Source organism: Citrobacter sp. Cc139 (assembly GCF_030334645.1).
GTDB lineage: Bacteria > Pseudomonadota > Gammaproteobacteria > Enterobacterales > Enterobacteriaceae > Citrobacter > Citrobacter werkmanii.
On record NZ_JAOWDM010000082.1, the window covers coordinates 286,347 to 313,325 of the forward strand.

Genomic DNA, 26,979 nt, shown 5'->3' on the forward strand with positions numbered 1-26,979 from the left:
CTTACGCCTTCTCGATGTTTACTAAAAACGCTTTGTATTCCGGCGTTTGCGAGTTTGCATCACCGACATTCGGCGTCAGGGTGTTGGCGATATAGCCTTTACGCGCGACTCCTTCAAAGCCCCAGTGGATCGGGATCCCAACCGTTTCGACCTGCTGACCATTGACGTTCAGGGTACGCAGACGACGCGTAACCACCGCAACTGCGCGAATAAATCCACGCTTGCTGCTGACTTTCACGCGATCGCCGTTATTGATACCTTTCGCTGCCGCCAGCGTTTCGCTGATTTCCACAAACTGTTCTGGTTGAGCAATCGCATTCAGCAATGCGTGCTTGGTCCAGGTATGGAAGTGTTCGGTCAGACGATAAGTCGTCCCAACGTACGGGAAGTCCTGTTTGGTTCCCATGCGTAGCTTATCCGCCTCGTACAGACGGGCTGCCGGGTTGGAGATTACGTTCGGGTGCAGCGGGTTGGTACCCAGCGGCGTTTCCATTGGCTCGTAGTGTTCCGGGAACGGCCCTTCCGCCATCTTATCAATGGCGAACAGACGACCCAGACCTTCCGGCTGCATGATAAACGGATTGGTGCCGCTGCCAGGCGCCGCGGTGTTGAAGTCCGGGATGTCGTTCCCCGTCCACTTCGTACCGTTCCACTGGATCAGCATGCGTTTGGGATCCCACGGTTTACCCTGCGGATCCGCCGACGCGCGGTTATACAGAACGCGACGGTTCAGTGGCCATGCCCATGCCCAACCCAGCGTATTACCCAGCCCTGACGGGTCGGCGTTATCGCGGTTGGCCATCTGGTTGCCCTGCTCGGTCCAGCTCCCGGTATAAATCCAGCAGGAAGATGAGGTTGTGCCATCATCACGCAGAAGCGCAAAGCTATTGAGCAACTGGCCTTTCTTCGCAATCAGCACACCGTTGGCATCATAGAGATCTTCCAGCGCATAGCCGTTGTTCTCTTTCGCCACTTCCTCTGAATGCGGTTCGTCCGGCTGCTTATAGTTCCAACTCATTTTCAGCACGGGTTCAACTGCTTTACCGCCTTCAGTGCGGTACATGTCGCGCAGACGGTGGTAAATGCCGGCCAGAATTTCGCCATCGTTACGGGCTTCGCCCGGCGCGTCCTGACCTTTCCAGTGCCACTGCAGCCAGCGACCGGAGTTGGCGATTGAGCCATCCTCTTCCGCAAAGCAAGTCGACGGCAAACGGAAGACTTCGGTCTGGATAGATGCCGGATCAACGTCGTTCGATTCGCCGTGGTTTTGCCAGAACGTTGAGGTTTCTGTCACCAGCGGATCGATAACGACCAGATACTTCAGTTTGCTCAGGGACTGCACCACTTTGTTTTTGTCCGGGAAGGACGCAACCGGGTTAAAGCCCTGACAGATGTAGCCGGTGACTTTTCCGCTATCCATCATATTGAAGTATTTGATGACGTCGTAGGACTGATCCCACTTCGGCAGCCACTCAAAGCCCCAGTCATTCTCTTTCTGCGCCGCATTGCCGTAGAAAGATTTCATCAGGCTAACGAAAAACTTCGGATAGTTGCCCCAGTAGTTAACCTGATCGGCCAACGTCGCTTTTGGCGTGTTCGCAGCCAGATAGGTTTGCAGATCTGTCTGTTTTTCTGACGGTAGCGTCAGGTAGCCCGGCAGACTGGTAGAGAGCAGTCCTAAGTCTGTTAACCCCTGGATGTTGGAGTGACCGCGCAAGGCGTTGACACCGCCGCCGGCCATCCCCATGTTGCCGAGCAGCAACTGGATCATCGCCATGGTGCGGATGTTTTGCGCCCCGACGGTATGCTGCGTCCAGCCCAGCGCATACAGGAAGGTGGTTGTGCGATCGGCTGCGCTGGTGGAAGCCAGCACTTCGCAGACTTTCAGGAAGTCTTCTTTTGGCGTACCGCAGATATTTTCCACCACATCTGGCGTGTAACGGGATACATGCTGTTTCAGCAGGTTCCACACGCAGCGCGGATGGCTTAATGTTTCATCGCGTTTGGCGTAGCCGTTTTCATCGAACTGATAGTTCCAGGACGATTTATCGTACTGACGTTTATTCGCGTCATACCCGCTGAACAGACCCTCTTCGAAAGCAAAATCATCCCGCACCAGCAGGCTGGCGTTGGTGTAATGCTTAACATATTCAGCGTTGATTTTGTTATTTTCAATCAGGTACAGCAAAACGCCGGACAGGAACGTAATGTCCGTGCCGGAACGAATCGGTGCGTAAATATCCGCCACCGAGGCTGTACGTGTAAAACGTGGGTCAACAACAATCAGCGTGGCGTCATTGTTGTTTTTAGCTTCCATCGCCCAGCGGAATCCCACCGGATGTGCTTCAGCGGCGTTACCGCCCATCACCATCACGACGTTAGCATTTTTAATATCAACCCAGTGGTTGGTCATCGCACCGCGACCAAATGTTGGAGCAAGACTTGCTACCGTTGGTCCGTGTCAGACGCGCGCCTGGTTGTCTACTGCCAGCATGCCGAGTGAGCGCACAAATTTTTGCGTCAGCATGCCGGTTTCATTACTTGCTGCAGATGCGCACAGCATCCCGGTTGAAAGCCAGCGGTTAACCGTTACGCCCTGCTCATTTTTCTCAATAAAGTTGGCGTCACGGTCAGTTTTCATCAGCTTCGCGATGCGGGAGAAAGCTTCATCCCAGCTGATACGCTGCCATTTGTCGGAACCAGGAGCTCGATATTCCGGGTAACGCAGACGGTTTTCACTGTGTACGTAATCCAGTAATCCTGCGCCCTTAGGACATAATGCCCCCCGGCTCACCGGATGATCCGGATCACCTTCAATATGGTAAATCGACTCTTTGGCGTTTTTTGCTCCATCACCCAGGCTATACATTAATAGCCCGCAACCTACGGAACAGTATGTGCAGGTGTTTCGGATCTCTTTGGCGCGTAATAACTTATAGTTTCGTGCCTGAGCCAGTGCCATTTTGGGTGCAAAACCCAGAGCGGCTACTGTTGTTCCCGCCATACCGCCCGCGCAGATTTTAAAAAATTGTCTGCGGCTGACGTCCATTGCTTTCCTCTTTTTTGCAGGGATTCGTACAAGAAATCTCTCAAAGTGCGTAATCGAGGCAGCCTGAAAGATGACATGTACAACTTCGCGACGAAACTATCAGCTATATCCATATTTTTTTTGCGTCAAATCAAAAACGAAACGGTTCCGCTACTAAATAGTGCACTTTGTTTAACCCTTGTACCCACAAGGAGGTATGCAAAAGGTAATTAATTAGCGTGCTACGGTGTAAAAGTGCTATAAATTTCAGCTTATTTTTTGCCAGTGGTATGAACAGAGAAACAGAATGACAAAACAAAAAGCAACGTTAATTGGTCTGATTGCCATCGTACTCTGGAGCACGATGGTTGGACTTATTCGGGGTGTGAGTGAGGGACTGGGGCCTGCTGGCGGCGCAGCGATGATTTTTTCATTAAGCGGCCTGTTGCTCATATTTACTGTCGGATTTCCAAATATCAGAAAAATTCCTGTTCGCTATTTAATCGCCGGTAGCGTGCTTTTTGTTAGCTATGAAATTTGTTTAGCACTGGCCCTGGGTTATGCCGCTACCCGTCATCAGGCTATTGAAGTCGGGATGGTAAATTATCTCTGGCCAAGCCTGACGATATTGTTCGCCATATTATTTAATGGTCAAAAATCAACCTGGCTGGTCATTCCTGGATTAATTATCGCATTGACCGGTGTTTGTTGGGTATTAGGTGGTGAAAACGGCCTCAATCCTGGCGAAATTATCAGCAATGTTGCCAGTAGTCCACTCAGCTATTTTCTCGCCTTTCTGGGCGCTTTTATCTGGGCCACATATTGCACAGTGACCAATAAATATGCAAAAGGCTTTAACGGCATCACGGTGTTCGTCTTACTGACAGCCGCTAGTCTGTGGGTTTACTATTTTGTCACCCCTCAACCGGAAATGGTTTTCAGCACTCCGGTGACGATTAAAATGTTCACTGCAGCATTAACGTTAGGATTTGCCTATGCTGCGTGGAATATTGGTATTTTGCACGGTAATGTCACCATTATGGCGGTGGGTTCTTATTTTACTCCCGTACTGTCCTCCGCGCTTGCCGCCGTGCTACTCAGCGCCCCGCTATCACTTTCTTTCTGGCAAGGCGCGCTGATGGTTTGCGCTGGCTCGCTACTTTGCTGGTTGGCAACGCGCCGCGCCTGAAAAAAAACCGGGTTTTATCACAAATAAATAAAATCCGGCTATACTTTAGCCAGGCTGATGGATAATTATTGCGCATTGCTCTTGTATTTTTTGTTTATATTTGTTTAATTAAATGTTAAATATATGAATATTAGTTAATGCGCGAAAGTATTTCACATTTATCTATATCCCTCCATATGTATATATTACACATGCGAAACTAACGCCATTTAAACCATAGCTGTCATAATAGTCCCCTGCGTAAATATATCTCATCAGATTTGTCACATATTAAGATTAATACAATCAGCTGTATTATGTAGATCTGGATCACACAACTTCAAATATTTCGCAATATTATGAAACTTATTATTGAACTTATACCACTGCGTCATTTAAAAATGGTTTGCCATTGACGAACCCCTTCGTTTAGCAATGGTTTAGGAAACACACCAAGAAAAAATTATAAGGATTATTTAGAATGAAACTTAAATTAGTTGCAGTGGCAGTGACTAGCCTGTTGGCGGCAGGTGCAGTAAACGCGGCTGAGGTATATAACAAAGACGCAAACAAACTGGATATCTACGGTAAAGTTCACGCTCAGCATTATTTCTCTGATGACACCAGCAGCGATGGCGACAAAACCTACGCACGTCTGGGCTTCAAAGGCGAAACTCAGATCAATGACCAGCTGGTTGGTTTCGGTCAGTGGGAATATGAATTCAAAGGCAACCGTTCTGAAGATCAGGGTTCCGAAGCAGACAAAACCCGTCTGGCATTCGCTGGCCTGAAATTCGCTGAATACGGTTCTTTCGACTACGGTCGTAACTACGGCGTAGCTTACGACATCGGCGCATGGACCGACGTTCTGCCAGAGTTCGGTGGCGATACCTGGACCCAGACTGACGTATTCATGACCCAGCGTGCTACCGGCGTTGCAACCTACCGTAACACCGATTTCTTCGGTCTGGTTGAAGGTCTGAACTTCGCTGCTCAGTATCAGGGCAAAAACGATCGTAACAATGAAGTAGAAGCAAACGGCGACGGTTTCGGTCTGTCTACTACTTATGAGTACGAAGGTTTTGGCGTTGGTGCGACCTACGCGAAATCTGACCGTACCGACCGTCAGGTTCGTAACGGTAACAACGGTCTGTACGCATCCGGTCAGAATGCGGAAGTATGGGCTGCTGGTCTGAAATATGATGCGAATAACATCTACCTGGCGACCACCTACTCCGAAACCCGCAACATGACTACGTTCGGTAAAATCGACGGTATTGCTAACAAAGCTCAGAACTTTGAAGCTGTTGCTCAGTACCAGTTCGACTTCGGCCTGCGTCCGTCCGTTGCTTACCTGAAATCCAAAGGTAAAGATCTGGGTTATTTCGGCGACCAGGATCTGGTTGAATACGTAGACCTGGGTGCTACCTACTACTTCAACAAAAACATGTCTACCTTCGTTGATTACAAAATCAACCTGCTGGATGACAACAACTTCACCCGCTATGCAGGTGTAAGCACTGACAACATCGTGGCTGTTGGTCTGAACTACCAGTTCTAATTTTGTTGTAGTCTGAATACAAAGCCAGTCCTTTCGGGGCTGGCTTTTTCTCTTGATGTAGTCTCGGTCATAAGGAGTATGCCGTGCAGACGTTCACTGGTCGTTGTCTTTGCGGACAGAGTCATTTTACCGTTGACGTCGAAATGCTGGATGTCTATGCCTGCCACTGTACGTTGTGTCAGAAATGGTCGGGTGGCATCGCTATGTATCTGGAGGCCAGCGCTCATCCGCAGATGTCGCCGGATTCAGCCCAACCCTCACACTTTCCTTCTTCAAATCGTGGTGAACGTTTCTTCTGTTCCGGCTGTGGGTGCCCGCTGTGGTTTACCCTGACGGGTAGCGAACGCTATTTTGTGCCGTGGACGCTACTGGAACTTAACGAGGTAGATCGCCGCCGCCTGGTGTTAGCAGCAGAGATCTATACGGAAACTCAACCTGCATTCTGGAGACTGACGGGGCAATACGCTCGCTTGAGTGGAAAAGAAGTCGAAGAGATGGATTACCCCTGTCATTTAGCCCACTAGTTATTGACGCTGTAGCTTTGCCAGACTGAACCACATCCCTATCGCTAATACGATAAGCATACTGCCAGCGCTGCTTAAGGCCACGCTATGTGACCAGGTAAAGGCTTCTCTGGCAGCCGCCAGCACTGCCTCACTCAGCGACGACGGGAGCGAATGCGCAAGTTGCACCGCTTCGCCCATTGATGATGAGGCGCGCTCTATCTCCTGCGGATTGAGTCCGGCAGGCGGCAGAATCGAGGCAGAAAAGCTCCGGCTCAACAGCAAGCCAAAGATAGCGATGCCAAGCCCGGCGCCAAGCTCATAGGCCATTGTCTCAATGGCGCCAGCAGCGGCCGCTTTTTCTGCCGGGGCTGCGGCCATGATCGCCGCCGTTGAGGCCAAAAGCGCACTCGCCGCGCTGAATCCGAGCAAGGCCATCAATATCCACGCTTGTATCTGCTGCGTACTGAAATCCGTCATCGCCAGACCGTAAAAACTGACGGCGCTGAGCGCCATGCCCGCCGTTGCCACACAACGTAATCCCAGACGTGACACCAACATGCCGGCAATGGGGCCGCTGAAACCACTTGCCAGCATCACCGGTAGCATAAACAGACCGGCCTGATACGGCGTCAAACCGTGCACAAACTGGAGCTCCTGAGCCATCAGCAATTCGAAACCAACCAGCGTAATCATCGCGGTCATCGCCATCACTACGCCGCTTAAGATAATGCGATGCGTAAACAGCCGCATATCAATCATTGGCCGCGAAGCTGCAAGCTGGATACGGACAAACTGCCCCAACAGCAATGCTCCGGTTAACAATGTCAGCACGATGGCAGTGGTCGCCATATGACCTTTCAGGGCGGTTTTGGCGCTATAGACCAGCAGCAGAATAGCGACAATCAGCATTATCGCATGACCAAAATTTAACGATTGATCGCGACGTCCAGCCTGGCGTGGCACGAAACGGGCCGTCAATGCCATTACCACCACAACAATAGGCACATTGATTAAGAACACGGATCCCCAATAGAAGTGCTCCAGCAGTATGCCGCCCACTAATGGCCCAAACGCCGCGCCGCCGGAACCGACAGCGGCCCAGACGCCGAGCGCCATATTGCGATGACGCTGTTCGGCAAAGGTGGCGCGAATACCCGCGAGCGTAGCCGGAACAATCATCGCCGCCCCGATCGCTAATACCGCCCGCGTGGCAATCAGCCAGCTGGCGCTGTGGGCAAACGCAGCGGCCAGCGATGCCAGGCCAAATAAGCCCCCACCCAACAGCAGCAGACGTTTAAAACCGATGCGATCGCCCAATGCCCCCATTGGCAACACCATGCCAGCCATTACCAGCGAATAAATATCAATAATCCACAGCAGCTCGTTACCACTGGCACCCAGCGTCATACTCAGCGTGGGCGCGGCAACGTGCAGCACCGTTGCATCAATCGCAACAGGGATGTAGACCAGTACAATAATGACTAACGTTAACCACTGACGAAACATAAAACTCCCTAACGAAACCGAAACTGGACACATGTCCAGCTTTAGCGATCCTACGGAAAATTGAACGTATGTCCAACTTTTTGTTAGACTGCGTGCTATTGAGATACAGGAGGAATGATGAGCTATCTGAACCGGGATGAACGTCGGGAAGTGATTCTGCAAGCGGCGATGCGCGTTGCGCTGGAAGAAGGGTTTACTGCCATGACCGTACGACGTATAGCGGCGGAAGCCCATGTGGCGACGGGTCAGGTGCATCATCACTTTTCCTCTGCCGGTGAACTCAAGTCTCAGGCTTTTGTGCGCCTGATCCGTACCCTGCTTGATGCTGAACTGGTCAGCGAAAACGCCAGTTTTCGGGAACGGCTGCATGCCATGCTGGGCAGCGAAGATGGCGGGTTCGAACCCCATATCAGGCTGTGGCGTGAAGCACAGGTGCTGGCAGATAAAGATCCTGAGATCAAAAGCGCCTATCTGCTGACCATGCGGATGTGGCATGAGGAAACGGCTAACATCATCACTCAGGGACAGAAAGCCGGTGAGTTTTTATCCACCCCAGATGCCGCCGATGTCGCATGGCGTTTAATCGCACTGGTCTGCGGCCTGGATGGTATGTATGTGTTGGGCATAGAGGAAATGGCCGATCCCGCTTTCGAACACCACCTGGATCGTATGATTACGCTTGAGTTATTTAGTTGATGTTATAGATGAATAAACAATACATCATTTAAGTTTACAATTAGTAACACTTAACCAACATGTAATTCTCCCCTTATCCCGCGCTATTGCGCTTTTTTATCTATTCTTTCAGTCAATATTCCCAAAACCTTTCAGTAGTTTCTAAAAAGAAGCCGCGCGGCCTGTATGCATTTATTTCTTTTTCATGAACGGCATGTGCATGGAGAATAATATGTCATCATCAAATGAGAAAAATAATCGTTATCTTTTGACTGACTGGAAACCAGAAAACCCTGCCTTTTGGGAAAACAAAGGCAAGCACATTGCCCGTAGAAATCTTTGGATATCAGTAACTTGCCTTTTGCTTGCCTTCTGCGTCTGGATGCTGTTTAGCGCCGTAGCCGTCAATCTGAATAAAATTGGTTTTAATTTCACCACCGATCAACTGTTTTTATTAACGGCATTACCCTCCCTTTCTGGTGCAATATTGCGCGTTCCCTACTCCTTTATGGTACCTATATTTGGCGGTCGCCGTTGGACCATTTTTAGCACGATTATTCTGGTTATTCCCTGCGTCTGGCTGGGATTTGCCGTGCAAAATACCGCTACTCCGTTTGGAGTATTTATTATTATTGCGCTGATGTGCGGTTTTGCTGGCGCTAACTTTGCCTCCAGCATGGGCAATATTAGTTTTTTCTTCCCCAAAGCAAAGCAAGGCAGCGCGCTGGGCGTTAACGGCGGTCTTGGCAACCTCGGCGTCAGCGTGATGCAGTTGATCGCGCCGCTGGTGATTTTTCTGCCCATATTTACCTTTTTGGGCGTCCAGGGCGTACCGCAAGCTGATGGCTCGTTATTGTCGCTGGCCAATGCCGCATGGATTTGGGTTCCACTTCTGCTAATAGCCACCCTGGCGGCAGGTATGGGAATGAATGATATTGCCAGTTCGAAGGCTTCTATTGCTTCCCAGTTACCGGTCCTCAAGCGTTTTCACTTGTGGCTGTTAAGCCTGCTGTATCTTGCAACTTTCGGGTCATTTATCGGCTTTTCGGCGGGCTTTGCCATGCTGGCGAAAACGCAATTTCCTGACGTGGATATTCTGCAACTGGCGTTCTTCGGCCCCTTCATCGGCGCGCTTGCGCGATCGGCGGGCGGCGTCATCTCTGACAAGTTCGGCGGTGTACGCGTCACGTTAATTAACTTCATCTTTATGGCACTGTTCAGCGCCCTGCTGTTTCTTACTCTGCCGGGGTCCGGTGAAGGAAACTTTGTCGCCTTCTATCTGGTGTTTATGGGGCTGTTCCTGACCGCGGGTCTGGGAAGCGGGTCGACCTTCCAGATGATTGCGGTGATCTTTCGCAAAATCACGATTTACCGGGTGAAACTGCGCGGTGGTACAGAGGAACAGGCCCAGCGTGAAGCGGTAACCGACACCGCCGCCGCGCTTGGATTCATCTCAGCCATTGGCGCTGTGGGCGGCTTCTTCATCCCCAAAGCGTTTGGTTCATCCCTGGCGCTAACCGGCTCTCCGGTGGGGGCTATGAAAATATTTTTGGTGTTTTACATCGTCTGTGTGCTGGTGACTTGGCTGGTCTATGGCCGTAAATCACAAAAAAAATAACGAAATGGATACCGCTGGATCGGACATTCAGGCAGGCCTGGTGTGCGATCCATCGTCGGCAATATTATCGAAGCAGGAGTTATGTCATGAGTAAACTGTTAGATCGCTTTCGCTACTTTAAACAAAAGGGCGATACGTTTGCCGAGGGGCATGGGCAAGTGATGCACACCAATCGGGACTGGGAAGACAGTTATCGTCAACGCTGGCAGTTCGATAAAATTGTGCGCTCTACCCACGGCGTGAACTGTACCGGTTCATGTAGCTGGAAAATCTACGTCAAAAACGGACTGGTGACCTGGGAAACGCAGCAAACTGACTACCCGCGTACCCGCCCTGACCTGCCAAATCATGAACCCCGCGGCTGTCCGCGCGGCGCCAGCTACTCCTGGTATCTTTACAGCGCCAACCGCCTGAAATATCCGTTAGTGCGTAAACGTTTGATTGAACTGTGGCGCGACGCCCTGACCCGCCAGTCCGACCCGGTGCTGGCCTGGGAATCGATTATGAACGACCCGCAAAAATGCCAGAGCTACAAGCAGGTACGCGGTCGCGGTGGTTTTATCCGTTCTAGCTGGAAAGAACTTAATCAGTTGATTGCCGCCGCCAACGTCTGGACGGTAAAGACCTACGGCCCGGATCGCGTGGCCGGATTTTCACCTATTCCGGCAATGTCGATGGTCTCCTATGCCGCAGGCACGCGTTATCTTTCCCTTCTTGGCGGCACCTGCCTGAGCTTTTATGACTGGTATTGCGACTTACCGCCTGCGTCGCCAATGACCTGGGGCGAACAGACCGACGTTCCTGAATCCGCCGACTGGTATAACTCCAGTTATATTATTGCCTGGGGTTCTAACGTCCCACAGACCCGTACGCCTGACGCGCACTTTTTTACCGAAGTGCGCTACAAAGGCACTAAAACCATTGCCGTTACGCCCGACTACTCGGAAGTCGCGAAACTGTGCGACCAGTGGCTGGCACCAAAACAAGGCACCGACAGCGCGCTGGCGATGGCCATGGGCCACGTCATCCTGAAAGAGTTCCACCTCGACAGGCCCAGCGACTACTTCCTCAATTACTGCCGCCGCTATACCGATATGCCAATGCTGGTCCTGCTGGAGGCTCGCGAAGACGGCAGCTACGTGCCTGGCAGAATGATGCGCGCTTCAGACCTTGTTGACGGTCTGGGCGAAAACAACAATCCGGAGTGGAAAACCGTGGCCTTTAACAGCGACGGTGAGCTGGTCGTGCCGAACGGCTCCATCGGCTTTCGCTGGGGTGAGACGGGAAAATGGAACCTCGAGTCGTTGGCCGCAGGGGGAGAAACAGAACTTTCCCTCTCGTTGCTGGGTCAGCATGATGACGTGGCTGGGGTAGCATTCCCCTACTTTGGCGGCAACGAAAACCCGCATTTTCGCAGCGTAAAACAACAGCCGGTGCTGGTACGGCAACTTCCGGTAAAACGCCTCAGCCTCGCCGATGGCCGCAGTTGTCCGGTAGTGAGCGTTTATGATCTGGTACTGGCGAATTACGGTCTCGATCGTGGTCTGGATGACGTTCATAGCGCGCAAGATTACAGCGAAGTGAAAGCCTACACCCCGGCCTGGGGAGAACAAATTACCGGTGTGCCACGCCGTCATATCGAACAAATCGCCAGAGAGTTTGCCGATACGGCACACAAAACTCACGGCCGGTCGATGATCATCCTCGGGGCTGGCGTTAACCACTGGTATCACATGGATATGAACTACCGTGGCATGATTAACATGCTGGTGTTCTGTGGCTGCGTGGGGCAAAGCGGCGGTGGCTGGGCGCACTATGTGGGTCAGGAGAAACTGCGTCCGCAAACCGGCTGGTTACCGCTGGCGTTTGCGCTGGACTGGAACCGCCCGCCGCGTCAGATGAACAGCACTTCGTTTTTCTACAACCACTCCAGCCAGTGGCGTTATGAAAAACTTACCGCGCAGGAGCTCCTCTCTCCGCTGGCCGACGCGTCGAAATTTAGCGGGCATTTAATCGACTTTAACGTACGCGCCGAAAGAATGGGCTGGCTGCCGTCCGCCCCGCAGCTTAACCTCAACCCATTGACCGTGAAAGCGAAGGCTGAACAGGCTGGCTTGTCTCCTGTTGAATACACCGCACAAGCGCTGAAATCGGGTGATATCCGTTTTGCCTGCGAGCAGCCGGATAGCGGCCACAACCATCCGCGCAACCTCTTTGTCTGGCGCTCTAACCTGCTCGGCTCCTCCGGTAAAGGGCATGAATACATGCTCAAATATTTGCTGGGTACCGAAAGCGGGATCCAGGGAGAAGCGCTCGGTTCAAGCGAGGGCATTAAACCTGAAGAGGTGGAATGGCAGGCTGCGGCGATTGAAGGCAAGCTTGATCTGCTGGTCACGCTCGATTTCCGTATGTCCAGTACCTGTCTGTTCTCCGATATCGTTCTGCCTACCGCCACCTGGTACGAAAAAGATGATATGAACACCTCGGATATGCATCCGTTTATTCACCCGCTGTCGGCGGCGGTCGATCCGGCGTGGGAATCGAAGAGCGACTGGGAAATCTATAAAGGCATCGCCAAAGTGTTCTCGGAGGTCTGTGTCGGGCACCTTGGGCAAGAAACCGATGTCGTCCTGCAACCACTGCAACACGACTCACCAGCAGAACTGGCGCAGCCGTTTGACATCCTCGACTGGCGCAAAGGCGAATGCGATCTTGTTCCAGGAAAAACTGCGCCTAATATCGCCGTCGTGGAGCGTGACTACCCTGCCACCTACGAACGTTTTACCTCGCTCGGCCCGCTAATGGACAAGCTTGGAAACGGTGGCAAAGGTATCTCCTGGAACACCCAGACCGAGGTCGATTTCCTCGGCAAGCTGAACTACACCAAACGCGAAGGTCCGGCGAAAGGTCGCCCGCTGATCGACACCGCACTGGATGCGTCGGAGGTGATCCTCGCCCTGGCGCCGGAAACCAACGGTCAGGTGGCAGTCAAAGCCTGGGAAGCGCTGGGCGCCATGACCGGACGCGACCATACGCATCTGGCGTTGAACAAAGAAGATGAGAAGATCCGTTTTCGCGATATTCAGGCGCAGCCGCGCAAAATTATCTCCAGCCCTACCTGGTCCGGTCTTGAAAGCGAACATGTCTCCTATAACGCAGGCTATACCAACGTCCACGAGCTGATCCCATGGCGCACCCTGTCCGGTCGCCAGCAGTTGTATCAGGATCACGCGTGGATGCGTGCATTTGGTGAAAGCCTGGTGGCCTACCGTCCGCCTATCGACACCCGCAGCGTTAGCGAAATGCGCGACGTTCCGCCTAACGGTTTCCCGGAAAAAGCGCTCAACTTCCTGACGCCGCATCAGAAATGGGGGATCCACTCCACCTACAGCGAAAACCTGCTGATGCTGACGCTGTCGCGCGGCGGCCCCATCGTCTGGATCAGCGAGACCGATGCCAAAGAGTTGGGTATTGAAGATAACGACTGGATCGAAGCCTTTAACGCCAATGGCGCGCTTACCGCCCGTGCGGTAGTGAGTCAGCGCGTGCCACCGGGAATGACCATGATGTATCACGCTCAGGAACGAATCATGAACATTCCCGGCTCAGAAGTCACCGGGATGCGTGGCGGGATCCATAACTCGGTCACCCGCGTCTGCCCGAAACCGACGCATATGATCGGTGGCTATGCGCAGTTGGCGTACAGCTTTAACTATTACGGTACGGTCGGCTCTAACCGCGATGAGTTCATCATGATTAGAAAAATGAAAAATATTAACTGGCTGGATGATGAAGGTCGCGATCAGGTACAGGAGGCGAAAAAATGAAAATACGCTCACAGGTAGGCATGGTTCTTAATCTTGACAAGTGTATCGGCTGCCACACCTGCTCCGTCACCTGTAAAAATGTCTGGACCGGGCGCGAAGGGATGGAATATGCATGGTTTAACAACGTCGAGACCAAACCAGGCATTGGTTATCCGAAAAACTGGGAAGATCAGGAAGAGTGGCAAGGCGGCTGGGTTCGCGATGTCAACGGCAAGATAAGACCGCGTCTGGGCGGCAAGATGGGGGTGATTACCAAAATATTCGCCAACCCGGTGATCCCGCAAATCGATGATTACTATGAACCGTTTACCTACGATTATCAGCATCTGCATAGCGCACCGGAAGGCAAAAACCAGCCCACTGCGCGTCCACGTTCTTTGATCGACGGTAAACGGATGGACAAGATTATCTGGGGCCCCAACTGGGAAGAGCTGCTCGGCGGCGAGTTCTCAAAACGCGCCCGTGACCGAAACTTCGAGAAAATGCAGAAGGAGATGTACGGTCAGTTCGAAAACACCTTCATGATGTATTTACCGCGACTCTGTGAACACTGTCTGAACCCAAGCTGTGTCGCCACCTGCCCGAGTGGTGCCATCTATAAGCGTGAGGAAGACGGCATTGTGCTGATCGACCAGGACAAATGCCGCGGTTGGCGTTTGTGTATCAGCGGTTGTCCATACAAGAAAATCTATTTTAACTGGAAGAGCGGTAAGTCAGAGAAGTGCATTTTCTGTTACCCGCGTATTGAGTCCGGCCAGCCGACGGTATGTTCGGAAACCTGCGTTGGGCGTATCCGTTATCTCGGTGTATTGCTGTACGACGCCGACCGCATCGAGGAAGCGGCCAGTACCGAGCATGAGACCGACCTGTATGAGCGTCAGTGCGATGTGTTCCTCAATCCGCACGATCCGGCGGTCATCGAAGAGGCGTTAAAACAAGGCATTCCACAGAATGTTATCGACGCCGCCCAACGTTCGCCGGTCTACAAAATGGCAATAGACTGGAAGCTGGCGTTGCCGTTACATCCTGAGTATCGCACTCTGCCGATGGTCTGGTATGTGCCGCCGTTGTCACCGATTCAGTCGGTCGCTGATGCCGGTGGCCTGCCGCACAATGGCAATATTTTACCGGCGGTGGAATCACTGCGTATCCCGGTACAGTACCTCGCCAATATGCTAAGCGCTGGCGATACCGCCCCGGTACTACGCGCGCTCAAACGCATGATGGCGATGCGCCACTATATGCGCTCACAAACCGTCGAAGGCGTGACGGATACCCGCGCCATTGAGGAAGTCGGTCTGACCGTTGAGCAGGTGGAGGAGATGTATCGCTATCTGGCTATCGCCAACTATGAAGACCGCTTCGTGATCCCGACCAGCCACCGTGAAATGGCGCGCGACGCTTTCCCGGAGAAAAACGGTTGTGGTTTCACCTTTGGCGACGGCTGTCACGGTTCGGATACCAAGTTCAACCTGTTTAACAGCAGTCGTATTGATGCCATCGACATTACCGAAGTGCGCGATAAAGCGGAGGGTGAATAATGCAAATCCTCAAGGTTATCGGACTGCTGATGGAATATCCGGACGAACTGCTGTGGGAGTGTAAAGACGACGCGCTGGCGCTGGTGTCCAGCGATGCCCCAATGCTTATCGAATTTAGCCAGGCACTGCTCAATGCGCCATTACTGGATAAGCAAGCCGAATGGTGCGAGGTGTTTGATCGGGGGCGCGCCACCTCACTGCTGTTGTTCGAACATGTCCATGCCGAGTCGCGTGATCGCGGCCAGGCGATGGTTGATCTGCTGGCGCAGTACGAAAAGGTCGGGCTCCAGCTTAACTGCCGCGAGCTGCCGGATCATCTACCGTTGTATCTGGAGTATTTAAGCGTGCTGCCGGAGGCCCAGGCCAAAGAAGGTTTACAGAATGTCGCCCCCATTCTGGCACTGCTTGGCGGTCGCTTAAAACAGCGCGATACGCCGTGGTATCAGTTGTTTGACGCCTTGCTGCTGCTTGCCGGTAGCCCCCTTTCAAGTGACAGTGTCACCAGGCAGGTTGGCGCAGAAACACGTGACGATACCCGTCAGGCCCTGGATGCGGTCTGGGAAGAGGAACAGGTGAAGTTTATCGAAGATAACGCCACCGCTTGTGACAGCTCACCGTTACAAAACTATCAACGACGCTTTAGCCAGGACGTGGCGCCGCAGTATGTCGACGTCAGCGCGGGAGGTCCGAAATGATACAGTATCTGAACGTCTTCTTTTACGATATCTACCCGTATTTGTGCGGCACGGTGTTTATCCTCGGCAGTTGGTTGCGTTACGACTACGGGCAATACACCTGGCGCGCCTCTTCCAGTCAAATGCTGGACAAACGCGGTATGGTGTTATGGTCAAACTTGTTCCATATCGGCATTCTGGGGATTTTTTTCGGTCACCTGTTTGGCATGCTGACCCCGCACTGGATGTATGCCTGGTTCCTGCCGATTGCGGTGAAACAGCAAATGGCAATGATTCTTGGCGGTGTCTGCGGCGTGTTAACGCTGATTGGGGGCGCGGGGTTGCTGGTGCGGCGCCTGACTAATCCACGCATTCGCGCAACATCATCCACCGCTGATATTCTGATCCTGTGCATTCTGCTGGTTCAATGCATTCTCGGCTTAACCACTATTCCGTTCTCCGCACAACACCCTGACGGTAGTGAAATGCTGAAACTGGTCGGTTGGGCGCAGTCGGTGGTGACTTTCCAGGGGGGCGCATCTGCGCATCTGGATGGCGTGGCGCCGATATTCCGTGCCCATCTGGTGTTAGGCATGACGATATTCCTACTGTTTCCATTCACACGTCTGGTACACGTGTGGAGTGCGCCGTTTGAGTACTTCACCCGCCGCTATCAAATTGTGCGCTCGCGCCGCTAATTGACTCTGATGCTTGGTGGCCTAAGCGCCACCAGGTCTGCATCGCTATCCCGCTTTTTGTACGCTATGATGCTTCTCCATTCCAGGGAGAACGCTAATGAAACCACAGGTTTACCACGTCGATGCCTTGACCTCGGTCCCCTTTCGCGGCAATTCAGCGGGCGTGGTGCTGCATGCTGACGGACTGAGCGAAGCGCAGATGCAGCTCATTGCCCGCGAGCTGCGTCATTCGGAAACTGCATTCCTGCTGACCAGCAACGACAGCGATGTACACATCCGCTATTTCACGCCGACGGTCGAAGTTCCCATCTGTGGACATGCTACCGTCGCCGCGCACTACGTGCGGGCCAAGGTACTGGGTCTGAGCAACACGACCGTCTGGCAAACCTCGCTGGCCGGGCGCCATCGGGTGGATGTTGAAACTGTAGGGAATGACTATCGCATTAGCCTTGAGCAAGGAGCACCTGGATTTGAACCACCGCTGCAAGGCGCGGTTCGCGCTGCAATTATCCACGCCCTGCATCTGAGCGAAGACGATATGCTGCCAGGGCTGCCGATCCAGGTTGCCACCACCGGCCATTCGAAAGTGATGATTCCGCTAAAGCCTGAGGTAGACCTGGACGCCCTTGCCCCAGATTTGAAGGCTCTGGCGACCATCAGCCAACAAATTGGCTGTAACGGTTTCTTCCCTTTTCAAATCCGTAAGGGCGAAAACGCCACCGATGGACGCATGTTTTCACCCGCAATTGGTATTGTGGAAGATCCAGTCACCGGCAATGCCAACGGGCCGATGGGCGCGTGGCTGGTTCACCACCGACTGATGGCGCATGATGGCAAAACGTTACGTGTTCAGGGGCATCAGGGCCGTGCGCTGGGTCGTGACGGTATAGTTGATGTGACGGTCGCTATTCGTGATAACCAGCCGGAAAAAGTCACCATTACCGGTTCGGCGGTGATCCTGTTTCATGCAGAGTGGGCAATAGATTTTTAATCTATTCCTGTGGGCCGGATAAGACGGTTACGCCGCATCCGGCACTATTCCCGATGGTGTTATTTCCCCGCTTCCGGGTGCGTATCAAACGCCGCCATTACCGTCGCCAATTCTGCTTCAGTAAATCCATGCTTCACATCATCCACGCCCAATCCAAACCGCGCCTGCAATAAGGCGTACAGGCTGGCGGTGTCGGGCAGATTAATCTGCTCTACCGCATGGCCATCCTGATAATGGGTAAAATGAAAATTGGTTAACGTAAATTTACCGCCGTCTGGCAGATGACGACACATCAGCAGATGATGACGAAAATGCGACTGCGGCCAATGCGCCGACCAGAAGTTGCCCATCAGATAATCGCTCTGATGCTGCATAACCAGGTCAAAACGGTACATTGATTGCCAGTGTTCGTGATGACGGAACTGCAAAATCCAGTCTTCACCGTCCTGAATCAGACGATACTCTCCGTGTGGTGTGTGCTGTGCAACATCTGCCTGCAGACGAATCGGCGCTGTCAGCGTTTGCCCACCGAATCCGACGTCAGCGATCCACTGCTCTCCCTGTAGCTCAACCAGCAGCAGACGATGCGTGCGTGGCGGTAGGCTTGACGGATTCGCCAGTACCACACGTCCAAGTAAACTGCGAACGGTAAAACCGATTTCGCGGAGCGCCCGCTCAAATAACCCATTTTGCTCAAAACAATAACCGCCGCGACGCGCCGTTACCAGTTTCTCTTCCAGCGATGCGTCGTCGAGTTGCATTTCGCGTGGCAGCAGCACATCGAGATTTTCAAAAGGAATGGCGCTGTTGTGCAGTAAATGTAGCGCTCGCAGGGTTTCAATGTTGACGTTGGCCGAACCTGACCAGCCAATACGGGCAAAATAAGCGTTTAAAAAAGGCGTCATACCAGCTTCCTGTTTGTGTAATGTTGTACTTATAACGCATTTTTAATTTTACGCTGTCGATTTTGTGCGTTGTTCTTCCTCACGAGGCGACAAAATCGCTAATACCGTTAATATCTAAGTTAATTGTGGTGTGTTATCTCTCAGCCAAGGAGCATCCATGAGCCATTTTCGTCCTCTCGAATTAAAACATGCCAGTCGACTGCTAAATCACGGCCCTACCATTTTAATCACCAGTCGGGACGATCATACAGAGCGGCGGAATGTGATGGCCGCTGCGTGGTCAATGCCCGTGGAGTTTGAACCACCGCGTATCGCAATTGTGGTTGATAAAACCGCCTGGTCGCGGGAACTGATTGAACGCAGCGGCATGTTTGGCATCGTTATTCCGGGGGTTGCCGCCGCCAACTGGACCTGGGCCGTTGGCAGCGTTTCCGGTCGCGTGGAAGATAAATTCAACTGCTACGGCATTCCTGTGGTGCAAGGACCGGTGCTGGGTTTACCGCTGATAGAAGCAAAATGCCTGGCCTGGATGGAATGCCGTCTACTGCCTGCAACGGCGGCACAGGAAAAGTATGACACCCTGTTTGGGGAAGTGGTCTCGGCGGCCGCTGATGAGAGAGCCTTCGTGGAAGGACGATGGCAGTTTGATGATGACAAGCTCACTACCCTGCATCACCTTGGGGCCGGAACGTTTGTCTCCAGCGGAAGACGCATTACCGCAGGTGAATAATTGCCTGCTAACGAATGGCGGCTCATGTTTTTCATCCCTCACCGTCTTCTTAAAACTTCTGAAAAACCAGTCGGATGAATCGCTGTCCTTCCTTGCTGAATCATTTGCGTGAATTATAGTTAAACTTGCTCTAAGTCAAATATCTATTCCAAATCCAATCAGTCAAAGCAGCATCTCCCCAGAACTGTACTTATAAAGTGTCAGAGAGGTTTTACGATGCAACTGAATAAAATCGCACAAAGTTTTATCCTTGCCGGGTTACTCACCTCTGCCTCTGCTCCCCTGATTGCCGCTGAAGCGCCAAAAGACGCAACCGCTTCCACGCAACAAGCGAACAATGCGCTTTTCAATCAACTGCCCTTCTCCGATAACACCGACTTTACCGATGCTCATAAAGGCTTCATCGCCCCTATTCCTCAGGATGTGATCAAAGGTGAGCAAGGAAATGTCATCTGGAATCCGCAACAATATGCGTTCATTAAAGAAGGCGATAAAGCCCCGGATACGGTAAATCCGAGCCTGTGGCGTCAGTCCCAGTTGATCAACATCAGCGGACTGTTTGAAGTGACGGAAGGCGTTTACCAGATCCGTAACCTCGATCTGTCCAACATGACGATCATTGAAGGTAAAGAAGGCGTCACCGTTGTTGACCCGCTGGTATCAGCAGAAACGGCCAAAGTCGGGATGGATCTTTACTTTAAAAACCGCGGTCAAAAACCCGTTGTCGCGGTGATTTATACGCACAGCCACGTTGACCATTACGGCGGCGTACGCGGCGTTGTTGATGAAGCAGACGTTAAAGCGGGCAAAGTGAAGATTTATGCACCTGCCGGCTTTATGGAGGCGGCGGTGGCTGAGAATATCATGGCCGGCAACGTTATGAGCCGTCGCGCGAGCTATATGTACGGCAATCTACTAAAACCTGATGCCAAAGGTCAGGTTGGTGCCGGACTGGGAACCACGACCTCCGCGGGAACCGTCACCCTGATTGCGCCAACCAATATAATTGAAAAAGATGGGCAAAAAGAGGTCATTGATGGCCTGACCTATGACTTCATGTTGGCCCCAGGCTCCGAAGCGCCTTCAGAAATGTTGTGGTATATCGAAGAGAAGAAACTGATTGAGTCTGCTGAAGATGTCACCCACACCCTGCACAACACCTACTCCCTGCGCGGGGCCAAAATTCGTGAGCCGTTGCCATGGTCCAAATACATTAACGAAGCGATTGTACGCTGGGGAGATAAAGCAGAAATCCTGATGGCGCAGCACCACTGGCCAACCTGGGGTAATGACAAAGTCGTGAACCTGTTGAAAAGCCAGCGAGATCTATATCGTTACATCAACGACCAGACGCTGCGTATGGCTAACGAAGGTCTGACCCGCGATGAAATCGCCGCGAACTTTAAACTGCCGGACTCACTGGCGCATACCTGGGCTAATCGCGGTTACTATGGTTCCGTCAGTCATGATGTGAAAGCGACCTATGTGCTCTATCTAGGCTGGTTTGATGGCAACCCGGCAACGCTGGATGAACTGCCGCCGGAAGAAGCGGCGAAGAAATTCGTCGACTATATGGGCGGAGCGGACGCCATTCTGCAGAAAGCGAAAGCCGACTATGACCAGGGTAACTATCGCTGGGTGGCCCAGGTGGTGAGCAAAGTGGTGTTTGCCGATCCCAATAACCAGGCCGCGCGCAACCTGGAAGCTGATGCGCTGGAACAGCTAGGATACCAGGCTGAATCCGGTCCGTGGCGCAACTTCTACCTGACCGGCGCGCAAGAGCTGCGTAATGGTGTGGTTAAAGGCCCAACCCCGAACACCGCCAGCCCGGATACCGTACGCGCCATGACGCCGGAAATGTTCTTCGACTATCTGGCGGTACATATTAACGGGCAGAAAGCGGGTGATGCCAAATCGGTGTTTAACATCGACCTTGGCAGCGACGGTGGTAAATATAAGCTTGAACTGGAAAATGGCGTGCTAAACCATACCGCCAATGCCGAAGCAAAAGAGGCTGACGCCACGATCACATTGAATCGCGACACGCTCAATAAAATCATCCTCAAGGAAGTGACGCTGAAACAGGCGCAAGACAGCGGCGATGTGAAGATAACCGGCGACGGCGCTAAACTTGACGCTATGCTCGGCTATATGGATAAGTTCGAATTCTGGTTTAACATCGTTACACCGTAAACCTGTTGAAAACGGGCGGAAAATTCGCCCGTTTTATCTCACATGCTGTAGCCAGGTTTTTTAATTAACGTTGCCATCTGCGGCTTAATCTCCGCATCCCACACGCCCTGCCACGCCTCTGGCTCAACTTGATTCAGCGCCACGCTTACCGAGCTGTCTTTGCTTTGCAAATGACGAATAATGACGTCGGTAATATCCGCCGCCAGCGCGGATTTTTGCTCGTCGCTCAGATCGCGGGGAAAACATTTAATATCAACGTGCGGCATAGCAGGTTCCTTATTGTTTTGGTCAGAAGTGTATTTTCTCAAATAATCTTATTGTTTTTCAGCACGGAACGTAGCCGTGGGTGCTGGCAAACCGCATCAGCGATAGCGCTAATATTCGGCGTGTTGTCCTGGAACCAGTCATGTCCCGGCCCCCAGCTACGCATCACACAAATATAGACGTCCAGCAAGGTTAGCTGCTCTCCGAACGCGTACGGCTCGGCGCTTAGCTGGTCATTCAACCACATATAGAGAGATTTTCGGTACTCAATACAATTTTTTTTCAATTGCGTCGGAGCATCCGGCACCCAGCGTTCAGGATAATCGGCATAGGTAAATGTGGGATAGACATTTGCCACCAGCCATATCAACAGACGCTGGAACTGCTGACGCTCGCTGCGCCCAACGGAGGGCGAAAGCTCGGGACAACGATCGAGGATCATCAGGGCGATCGCCGCTGTTTCCGTCATGACTTCGCCATTTTCCAGTACCAGTGTGGGCACCTGGCATAGCGGATTCATTGTCTTAAGCAACTCCCGCGAAGGACCATCGCTGTCAAAACCGTCGACATTAATAAAACTGTAAGGGATCTCCGTCAGTGTGAGCATCACTTCACTGATGGCCGATCCCCAGCCCGGCACCCCATAGACCTTAATCATGCTGTAACCCTCAACGTTAAAACACTAAGTGTAGAGCAGCATTCAATAACCTATGCAGGCATGATTATTACTCTCATAATAACAATGATCGGATATCGGGAGAAATAAGCGATGCGTTCCAGTATGTTTGAATATATGACCATTTTTATACAGGTTGTTGAGCAAGGTGGATTTGCCAGAGCAGCAGACGTATTACACCTGCATCGCCCCGCAGTGACCAAAGCCATCCAGCATCTTGAAGACGAACTGGGGGCAAAGTTGCTTAACCGCACAACCCGTAAAGTGACGCTGACCGATGAAGGTGACGCTTTTTACCAACGCACAAAAATACTGCTTGGCGACGTTGATGACATCATGGCCTCTTTCTCTCCAACCCGCCCGCCACGCGGAAAACTCAGGGTTAATGCCCCTCTGTCGCTGGCGCATTCCGTGTTAGTTCCTGCGCTGAAAGATTTCCAGTCGCGATATCCTGACATCGAGATGGTACTCACCTCCACCGACCGTAAAATCGATATGCTTGCCGAAGGTATCGACTGCATGATCCGTATCGGCGAATTACAAGACTCTTCCCTGATATCCAGGCGACTTGGTGAAGTAAAGATGGTGACCTGCGCGTCACCGGATTATTTGCAACAACATGGCGTACCACAGACGCCAGAGGATTTATCCCGACACCAGGCGCTTAACTTTTTTAGCGAGCGTCACCGGGAAGCGCTGGAGTGGTCCTTCATTAGCGGAGGTAAAACTTTATCGTTCACGCCCACCGGGCGGATAAGCGTTGATAACTCCGATATATTGCTGACCGGCTGTTTATCTGGACTCGGCATCATACGTGGTGTTCATGCCGTGCTGGCCCCCTACCTCCAGTCGGGTCAGCTCGTTGAGGTGCTGGCCGATTACGCCGGAGAATCAAAACCGGTTTCTGTGCTTTACCCCGACAGACGTCACCTCACTCCTCGCGTACGGGTATTCATTGACTGGCTGTGCGAACTTTTTAGCCAACAAAAACCGCGGCTTCAGGGATTGTTACGAAATGAGTAATAGTGAAGTTCCGCAACTGCGGTTTTTCACTCTCATCTGAATCGTTAAATTGTGCGGACCCAATACAGAACAATTTACTGAGGTCTGCTATGTCTAAGGTCGTAGTTTTTAATCAAATTGGTGACGCTGACGTCTTGAAGATTCAGGACATGCAGGTTCCCGCGCCTGATGCAAATGAGGTTCAGATCCGCGTACGGGCAATTGGTATCAACCGTGCGGAGATTATGTACCGCACAGGCCAGTATATTTACCAACCTAATTTCCCGGCACGGTTGGGTTATGAAGCTGCCGGAGTCGTTGAATCCGTAGGAGACAACGTAGGTGAGTTTGCACCAGGGGATTACGTTAGCGTCATTCCGGCTTTCAGCTTTCATCAATATGGTATGTATGGAGAAGTCGTTAATGCCCCGGCACACGCGGTCGTAAAACATCCGCAAAACCTCAGCTTTGCCGAAGCCGCCGCCAGTTGGATGATGTATGTGACTGCATTCGGTGCACTGGTTGAATATGCGGATATTAAACCTGGAGATAATGTGCTGATCAATGCTGCTTCCAGTAGCGTGGGACTGGCGGCAATTCAGATTGCTAATATGCTCGGCGCAAAGCCTATTGCGATGACACGAACCAGCGAGAAGCGAAGCCAGCTTTTGCAGCTTGGGGCAGCAGATGTTATCGCCAGTCATGAGCAAGATCTTGTCACTGAGATCTCACGCATTACTGATGGCAAAGGAACCCGTGTGGTCTTCGATCCGGTCGGTGGCCCGGGAGTGGCAAAAATTGCCCAGGTGATGCCAGCCGGTGGGATCTTTTTCCAATATGGCTCGCTTGATGCACGCGACCTTTCTATACCGGTCATTGAGATCCTCGGTCGCCATTTGACTTTCCGTGGTTATGAAATTTTTGAAATCACCTCGGACGCAGAAAAACTTTCGCGAGCGAAACGGTTTATCTTTGAAGGATTGCAGTCCGGGCAGCTCAAGCCGCTGATTGATAAAACCTTCGCCTTTGATGATATCGTCGAGGCACATCAATACATGGAAGCCAACGGTCAGGTAGGCAAAATCGTCGTCACTGTATAACCCCTGTGCGGCAATGTGTCTCAAAGCACGTTTCTGCTGCTGACATCCTGTGAGTTCTGCATCATTATCGATAATTGACTGGTGTCGCGGGTGTTTAAAGTACCCGCGCCACTGCTGGTATATTGTGTGGCTGTACCAAAAACATAGTGATTGGAGCAGCCACACAACACCCTGTCGCCAGTAGCTACATATGCTTTACCATTTTCCATCCAGTCCACTGCAGAAGCGAAAATTGGAAAATGTCCATTGCATTTCCGACAAATTGCCCTGTCACCGGTTTGGGCAAAAGCTCTATCACCATCATACCAGGATGCAGAAGCAGTAATAATTTTTCCATAACTTGTTTTATCGCCGAGACAGGCCAGTGCTCTTACCATTTTCAATTCCTTAGTTAAAAAGTGGTAATACTCAATGGCATGATACATAACACATGATTTAAGCAAAGTTTTACTATGCTTGCTCACAACTTTACTAAGGGTGATATATTCCAGATCCAAGTCATTATTCAACTGATAATAAAGTGATTTTTTGATAATTAGTCACTAATATTGTTACTCAAAAGGAAGACTAATTTAGGATTAACGGACGTTCATATTTTCTTGATAATTTCACTCTTTGGACGCAGTACTCAAAGCACTTTCGACAAAAACTGCTGGGTACGCGTGTGGCGTGGATGATTCAGCACCTGCTCGCTGCTGCCCTGCTCGACAATTTTGCCATCGACCATAAACACCACCTGATCCGCCACTTCCCGGGCGAAGCCAATCTCGTGCGTTACTACAACCAGCGTGGTTCCCGACTGCGCCAGCGCTTTGATAACATCCAGCACTTCGCCCACCAGTTCGGGATCAAGCGCTGATGTGGGTTCATCAAACAGCATGACACGCGGATTTAATGCCAGTGCACGGGCAATGGCGATACGTTGTTGCTGTCCGCCGGATAAGTGACGCGACCAGGCATCGGCTTTATTACGCAGTCCTACCGCATCAAGCAGGGTTAATGCCCGCTCGGTAGCGGCTTTACGTGTTGCCAGACCGTGCGCAATGGGCGCTTCAATCAAATTCTCCAACACCGTTAAGTGCGGGAACAGGTTAAAGTTCTGGAACACATAGCCGACGTTAACGCGCTGACGCAAAATTTCCGCCTCTTTCAGCTCATACAGCTTATCTCCCTGCCGACGATAGCCAATGTAATCGCCATCAATTTGAATAAAACCTTCATCGACGCGCTCCAGATGGTTGATAGTCCGCAACAGAGTGGATTTCCCGGAGCCGGATGGGCCAAGAATAACGGTTACCGTACCGGGTGGGATCTCCAGCGACACATTATCCAGCGCTTTGTGGCGACCGAAGTATTTGCTGACGCCGGTAATAGAAATATGGCCTTCAGGCGAGTGGGACATGGGCGGCCTCCTGCTGTGGACGTTGACGACTGCGTTTTTCTGCACGACTCACCCGGGCGGTATTGATCGCTGAACGTCGTTCGCTACGTGCCAGCGCGCGTTCGACCAGGTGCTGAATTAACGACAGGACGCTGGTGATCACCAGATACCACACTGCGCCGACCATCAGCAGCGGGATCACCTCCTGCGTGCGGTTGTAGATCATCTGGATGGTGTAGAACAACTCAGGCATGGCCAGCACGTATACCATCGCCGTCCCTTTCGCCAGACTGATGATTTCATTGAACCCGGCAGGCAAAATAGTGCGCAGCGCCTGCGGCAGGATAATTCGCAGCGTACGTCGCCATGCCGGTAAGCCCAGCGCCGCAGCAGCCTCGTACTGACCGTGATCAACCCCCAAAAATCCACCACGAATAATTTCAGCGGTATAGGCGCTTTGCACCAGCGTCAGGCCGACTACCGCAGTGGAAAACTGGCCGAGTACATTGATGGTCTCAAAACTGCCCCACTGAATGGGAGTAAACGGAATACCAATCGTCAACGTGTCGTACAGATAGGAGAAGTTGTACAGAACGATTAACACGACAATCAGCGGTAACGAGCGAAACAGCCAGATGTATCCCCATGCCAGACCGTTCAGCAGCCAGGAAGATGAAAGTCGCGCCAGCGCCAGCAGACCGCCGATGAGAATACTCAACAGCGTACCGATAAGCGTCAGCAACAATGTTTGCCCAAGACCGGACAAGATAACCGGATCGAAGAACCAGCGGGCAAACACGCCCCATTCCCAGCGCGGGTTAAACGCCACGGACTGGATAATCACCGCCAGAACAAACAAAGCAATGATCGCTCCGACGGTACGCATGGGATAGCGCGCCGGTACGACTTTAATGCTATCAGTCGTTTTCATTTTA

At 52.0% G+C, this 26,979-nt stretch carries 22 protein-coding genes; 14 read left to right on the forward strand and 8 right to left on the reverse strand.

Annotated elements, in window-relative coordinates:
* Position 1: 1 nt before the first annotated feature.
* The gene (gene fdnG, locus OGV69_RS13610) at positions 2-3,049 is read right to left on the reverse strand and encodes a formate dehydrogenase-N subunit alpha (RefSeq protein WP_114140356.1); all 3,048 of its coding nucleotides are present in this window, start codon (positions 3,047-3,049) and stop codon (positions 2-4) included.
* 286 nt (positions 3,050-3,335) lie between these two features.
* On the opposite strand from fdnG, the gene yddG reads away from it, so the two are divergent.
* The 3 genes from yddG (at position 3,336) to OGV69_RS13625 (ending at position 6,281) form a co-directional block, all read left to right on the forward strand.
* Positions 3,336-4,217, forward strand: coding sequence for an aromatic amino acid efflux DMT transporter YddG (gene yddG, locus OGV69_RS13615; protein WP_121529058.1), 882 nt, complete (start codon positions 3,336-3,338; stop codon positions 4,215-4,217).
* Between the two features lie 460 nt (positions 4,218-4,677).
* The gene (gene ompD, locus OGV69_RS13620; RefSeq protein WP_038640648.1) at positions 4,678-5,757 is read left to right on the forward strand and encodes a porin OmpD; all 1,080 of its coding nucleotides are present in this window, start codon (positions 4,678-4,680) and stop codon (positions 5,755-5,757) included.
* Positions 5,758-5,840: 83 nt separating this feature from the next.
* On the forward strand, positions 5,841-6,281 hold the full coding sequence (locus OGV69_RS13625) for a GFA family protein (RefSeq protein WP_038640650.1): 441 nt from the start codon (positions 5,841-5,843) through the stop codon (positions 6,279-6,281).
* Here OGV69_RS13625 and OGV69_RS13630 read toward each other — a convergent pair whose 3' ends face one another.
* Positions 6,282-7,769, reverse strand: a complete 1,488-nt coding sequence (locus OGV69_RS13630; RefSeq protein ID WP_069324908.1) for an MFS transporter — start codon at positions 7,767-7,769, stop codon at positions 6,282-6,284.
* A gap of 117 nt (positions 7,770-7,886) precedes the next feature.
* On the opposite strand from OGV69_RS13630, the gene OGV69_RS13635 reads away from it, so the two are divergent.
* The 7 genes from OGV69_RS13635 to OGV69_RS13665 all read left to right on the forward strand — a co-directional run bounded on the left by OGV69_RS13635 (position 7,887) and on the right by OGV69_RS13665 (position 17,793).
* Positions 7,887-8,465 carry a TetR family transcriptional regulator gene (locus tag OGV69_RS13635; protein ID WP_038640653.1) on the forward strand — a complete coding sequence of 193 codons (579 nt, stop codon included), beginning with the start codon at positions 7,887-7,889 and terminating at the stop codon, positions 8,463-8,465.
* Positions 8,466-8,676: 211 nt separating this feature from the next.
* On the forward strand, positions 8,677-10,062 hold the full coding sequence (locus OGV69_RS13640; protein ID WP_069324909.1) for a NarK family nitrate/nitrite MFS transporter: 1,386 nt from the start codon (positions 8,677-8,679) through the stop codon (positions 10,060-10,062).
* A gap of 86 nt (positions 10,063-10,148) precedes the next feature.
* Positions 10,149-13,889, forward strand: a complete 3,741-nt coding sequence (locus OGV69_RS13645) for a nitrate reductase subunit alpha (RefSeq protein ID WP_227409092.1) — start codon at positions 10,149-10,151, stop codon at positions 13,887-13,889.
* A complete protein-coding gene (narH, locus tag OGV69_RS13650) occupies positions 13,886-15,430 on the forward strand; it encodes a nitrate reductase subunit beta (RefSeq protein WP_069324911.1) in 1,545 nt (514 codons plus the stop codon). The genes OGV69_RS13645 and narH overlap by 4 nt, the downstream gene beginning before the upstream one ends.
* On the forward strand, positions 15,430-16,125 hold the full coding sequence (narW, locus tag OGV69_RS13655) for a nitrate reductase molybdenum cofactor assembly chaperone (protein WP_038640661.1): 696 nt from the start codon (positions 15,430-15,432) through the stop codon (positions 16,123-16,125). Before narH ends, narW begins: the two co-directional genes overlap by 1 nt.
* Positions 16,122-16,802 carry a respiratory nitrate reductase subunit gamma gene (gene narI, locus OGV69_RS13660; protein WP_069324912.1) on the forward strand — a complete coding sequence of 227 codons (681 nt, stop codon included), beginning with the start codon at positions 16,122-16,124 and terminating at the stop codon, positions 16,800-16,802. Before narW ends, narI begins: the two co-directional genes overlap by 4 nt.
* A 97-nt stretch (positions 16,803-16,899) precedes the next feature.
* A complete protein-coding gene (locus OGV69_RS13665) occupies positions 16,900-17,793 on the forward strand; it encodes a PhzF family isomerase (RefSeq protein ID WP_069324913.1) in 894 nt (297 codons plus the stop codon).
* A gap of 59 nt (positions 17,794-17,852) precedes the next feature.
* Here the strand turns inward: OGV69_RS13665 and nhoA are convergent, their stop codons facing one another.
* Positions 17,853-18,698, reverse strand: a complete 846-nt coding sequence (gene nhoA, locus OGV69_RS13670) for an N-hydroxyarylamine O-acetyltransferase (RefSeq protein WP_069324914.1) — start codon at positions 18,696-18,698, stop codon at positions 17,853-17,855.
* 157 nt (positions 18,699-18,855) lie between these two features.
* Here nhoA and OGV69_RS13675 point away from each other — a divergent pair, with 157 nt between their 5' ends.
* Together OGV69_RS13675 and OGV69_RS13680 are read left to right on the forward strand one after the other, a co-directional pair.
* Positions 18,856-19,428: a flavin reductase family protein gene (locus OGV69_RS13675; RefSeq protein ID WP_038640667.1), complete on the forward strand. Its 573-nt coding sequence runs from the start codon at positions 18,856-18,858 to the stop codon at positions 19,426-19,428.
* Positions 19,429-19,644: 216 nt separating this feature from the next.
* Positions 19,645-21,621 carry an alkyl/aryl-sulfatase gene (locus OGV69_RS13680; protein WP_069324915.1) on the forward strand — a complete coding sequence of 659 codons (1,977 nt, stop codon included), beginning with the start codon at positions 19,645-19,647 and terminating at the stop codon, positions 21,619-21,621.
* Positions 21,622-21,659: 38 nt separating this feature from the next.
* Here the strand turns inward: OGV69_RS13680 and pptA are convergent, their stop codons facing one another.
* Together pptA and OGV69_RS13690 are read right to left on the reverse strand one after the other, a co-directional pair.
* Positions 21,660-21,887, reverse strand: a complete 228-nt coding sequence (pptA, locus tag OGV69_RS13685; RefSeq protein ID WP_069324916.1) for a tautomerase PptA — start codon at positions 21,885-21,887, stop codon at positions 21,660-21,662.
* 38 nt (positions 21,888-21,925) lie between these two features.
* On the reverse strand, positions 21,926-22,543 hold the full coding sequence (locus OGV69_RS13690) for a glutathione S-transferase family protein (protein WP_069324917.1): 618 nt from the start codon (positions 22,541-22,543) through the stop codon (positions 21,926-21,928).
* A 111-nt stretch (positions 22,544-22,654) separates the two neighbouring features.
* Here OGV69_RS13690 and OGV69_RS13695 point away from each other — a divergent pair, with 111 nt between their 5' ends.
* Positions 22,655-23,584 carry a LysR family transcriptional regulator gene (locus tag OGV69_RS13695; RefSeq protein WP_069324918.1) on the forward strand — a complete coding sequence of 310 codons (930 nt, stop codon included), beginning with the start codon at positions 22,655-22,657 and terminating at the stop codon, positions 23,582-23,584.
* An 89-nt stretch (positions 23,585-23,673) separates the two neighbouring features.
* A complete protein-coding gene (locus OGV69_RS13700; protein WP_069324919.1) occupies positions 23,674-24,663 on the forward strand; it encodes a zinc-dependent alcohol dehydrogenase family protein in 990 nt (329 codons plus the stop codon).
* 20 nt (positions 24,664-24,683) lie between these two features.
* Here the strand turns inward: OGV69_RS13700 and OGV69_RS13705 are convergent, their stop codons facing one another.
* The 3 genes from OGV69_RS13705 to OGV69_RS13715 all read right to left on the reverse strand — a co-directional run bounded on the left by OGV69_RS13705 (position 24,684) and on the right by OGV69_RS13715 (position 26,975).
* On the reverse strand, positions 24,684-25,040 hold the full coding sequence (locus OGV69_RS13705) for a PAAR domain-containing protein (protein ID WP_247672816.1): 357 nt from the start codon (positions 25,038-25,040) through the stop codon (positions 24,684-24,686).
* A 251-nt stretch (positions 25,041-25,291) separates the two neighbouring features.
* On the reverse strand, positions 25,292-26,065 hold the full coding sequence (locus tag OGV69_RS13710) for an amino acid ABC transporter ATP-binding protein (protein WP_038640679.1): 774 nt from the start codon (positions 26,063-26,065) through the stop codon (positions 25,292-25,294).
* On the reverse strand, positions 26,049-26,975 hold the full coding sequence (locus OGV69_RS13715; protein WP_069324920.1) for an amino acid ABC transporter permease: 927 nt from the start codon (positions 26,973-26,975) through the stop codon (positions 26,049-26,051). The genes OGV69_RS13710 and OGV69_RS13715 overlap by 17 nt, the downstream gene beginning before the upstream one ends.
* Positions 26,976-26,979: the final 4 nt, after the last annotated feature.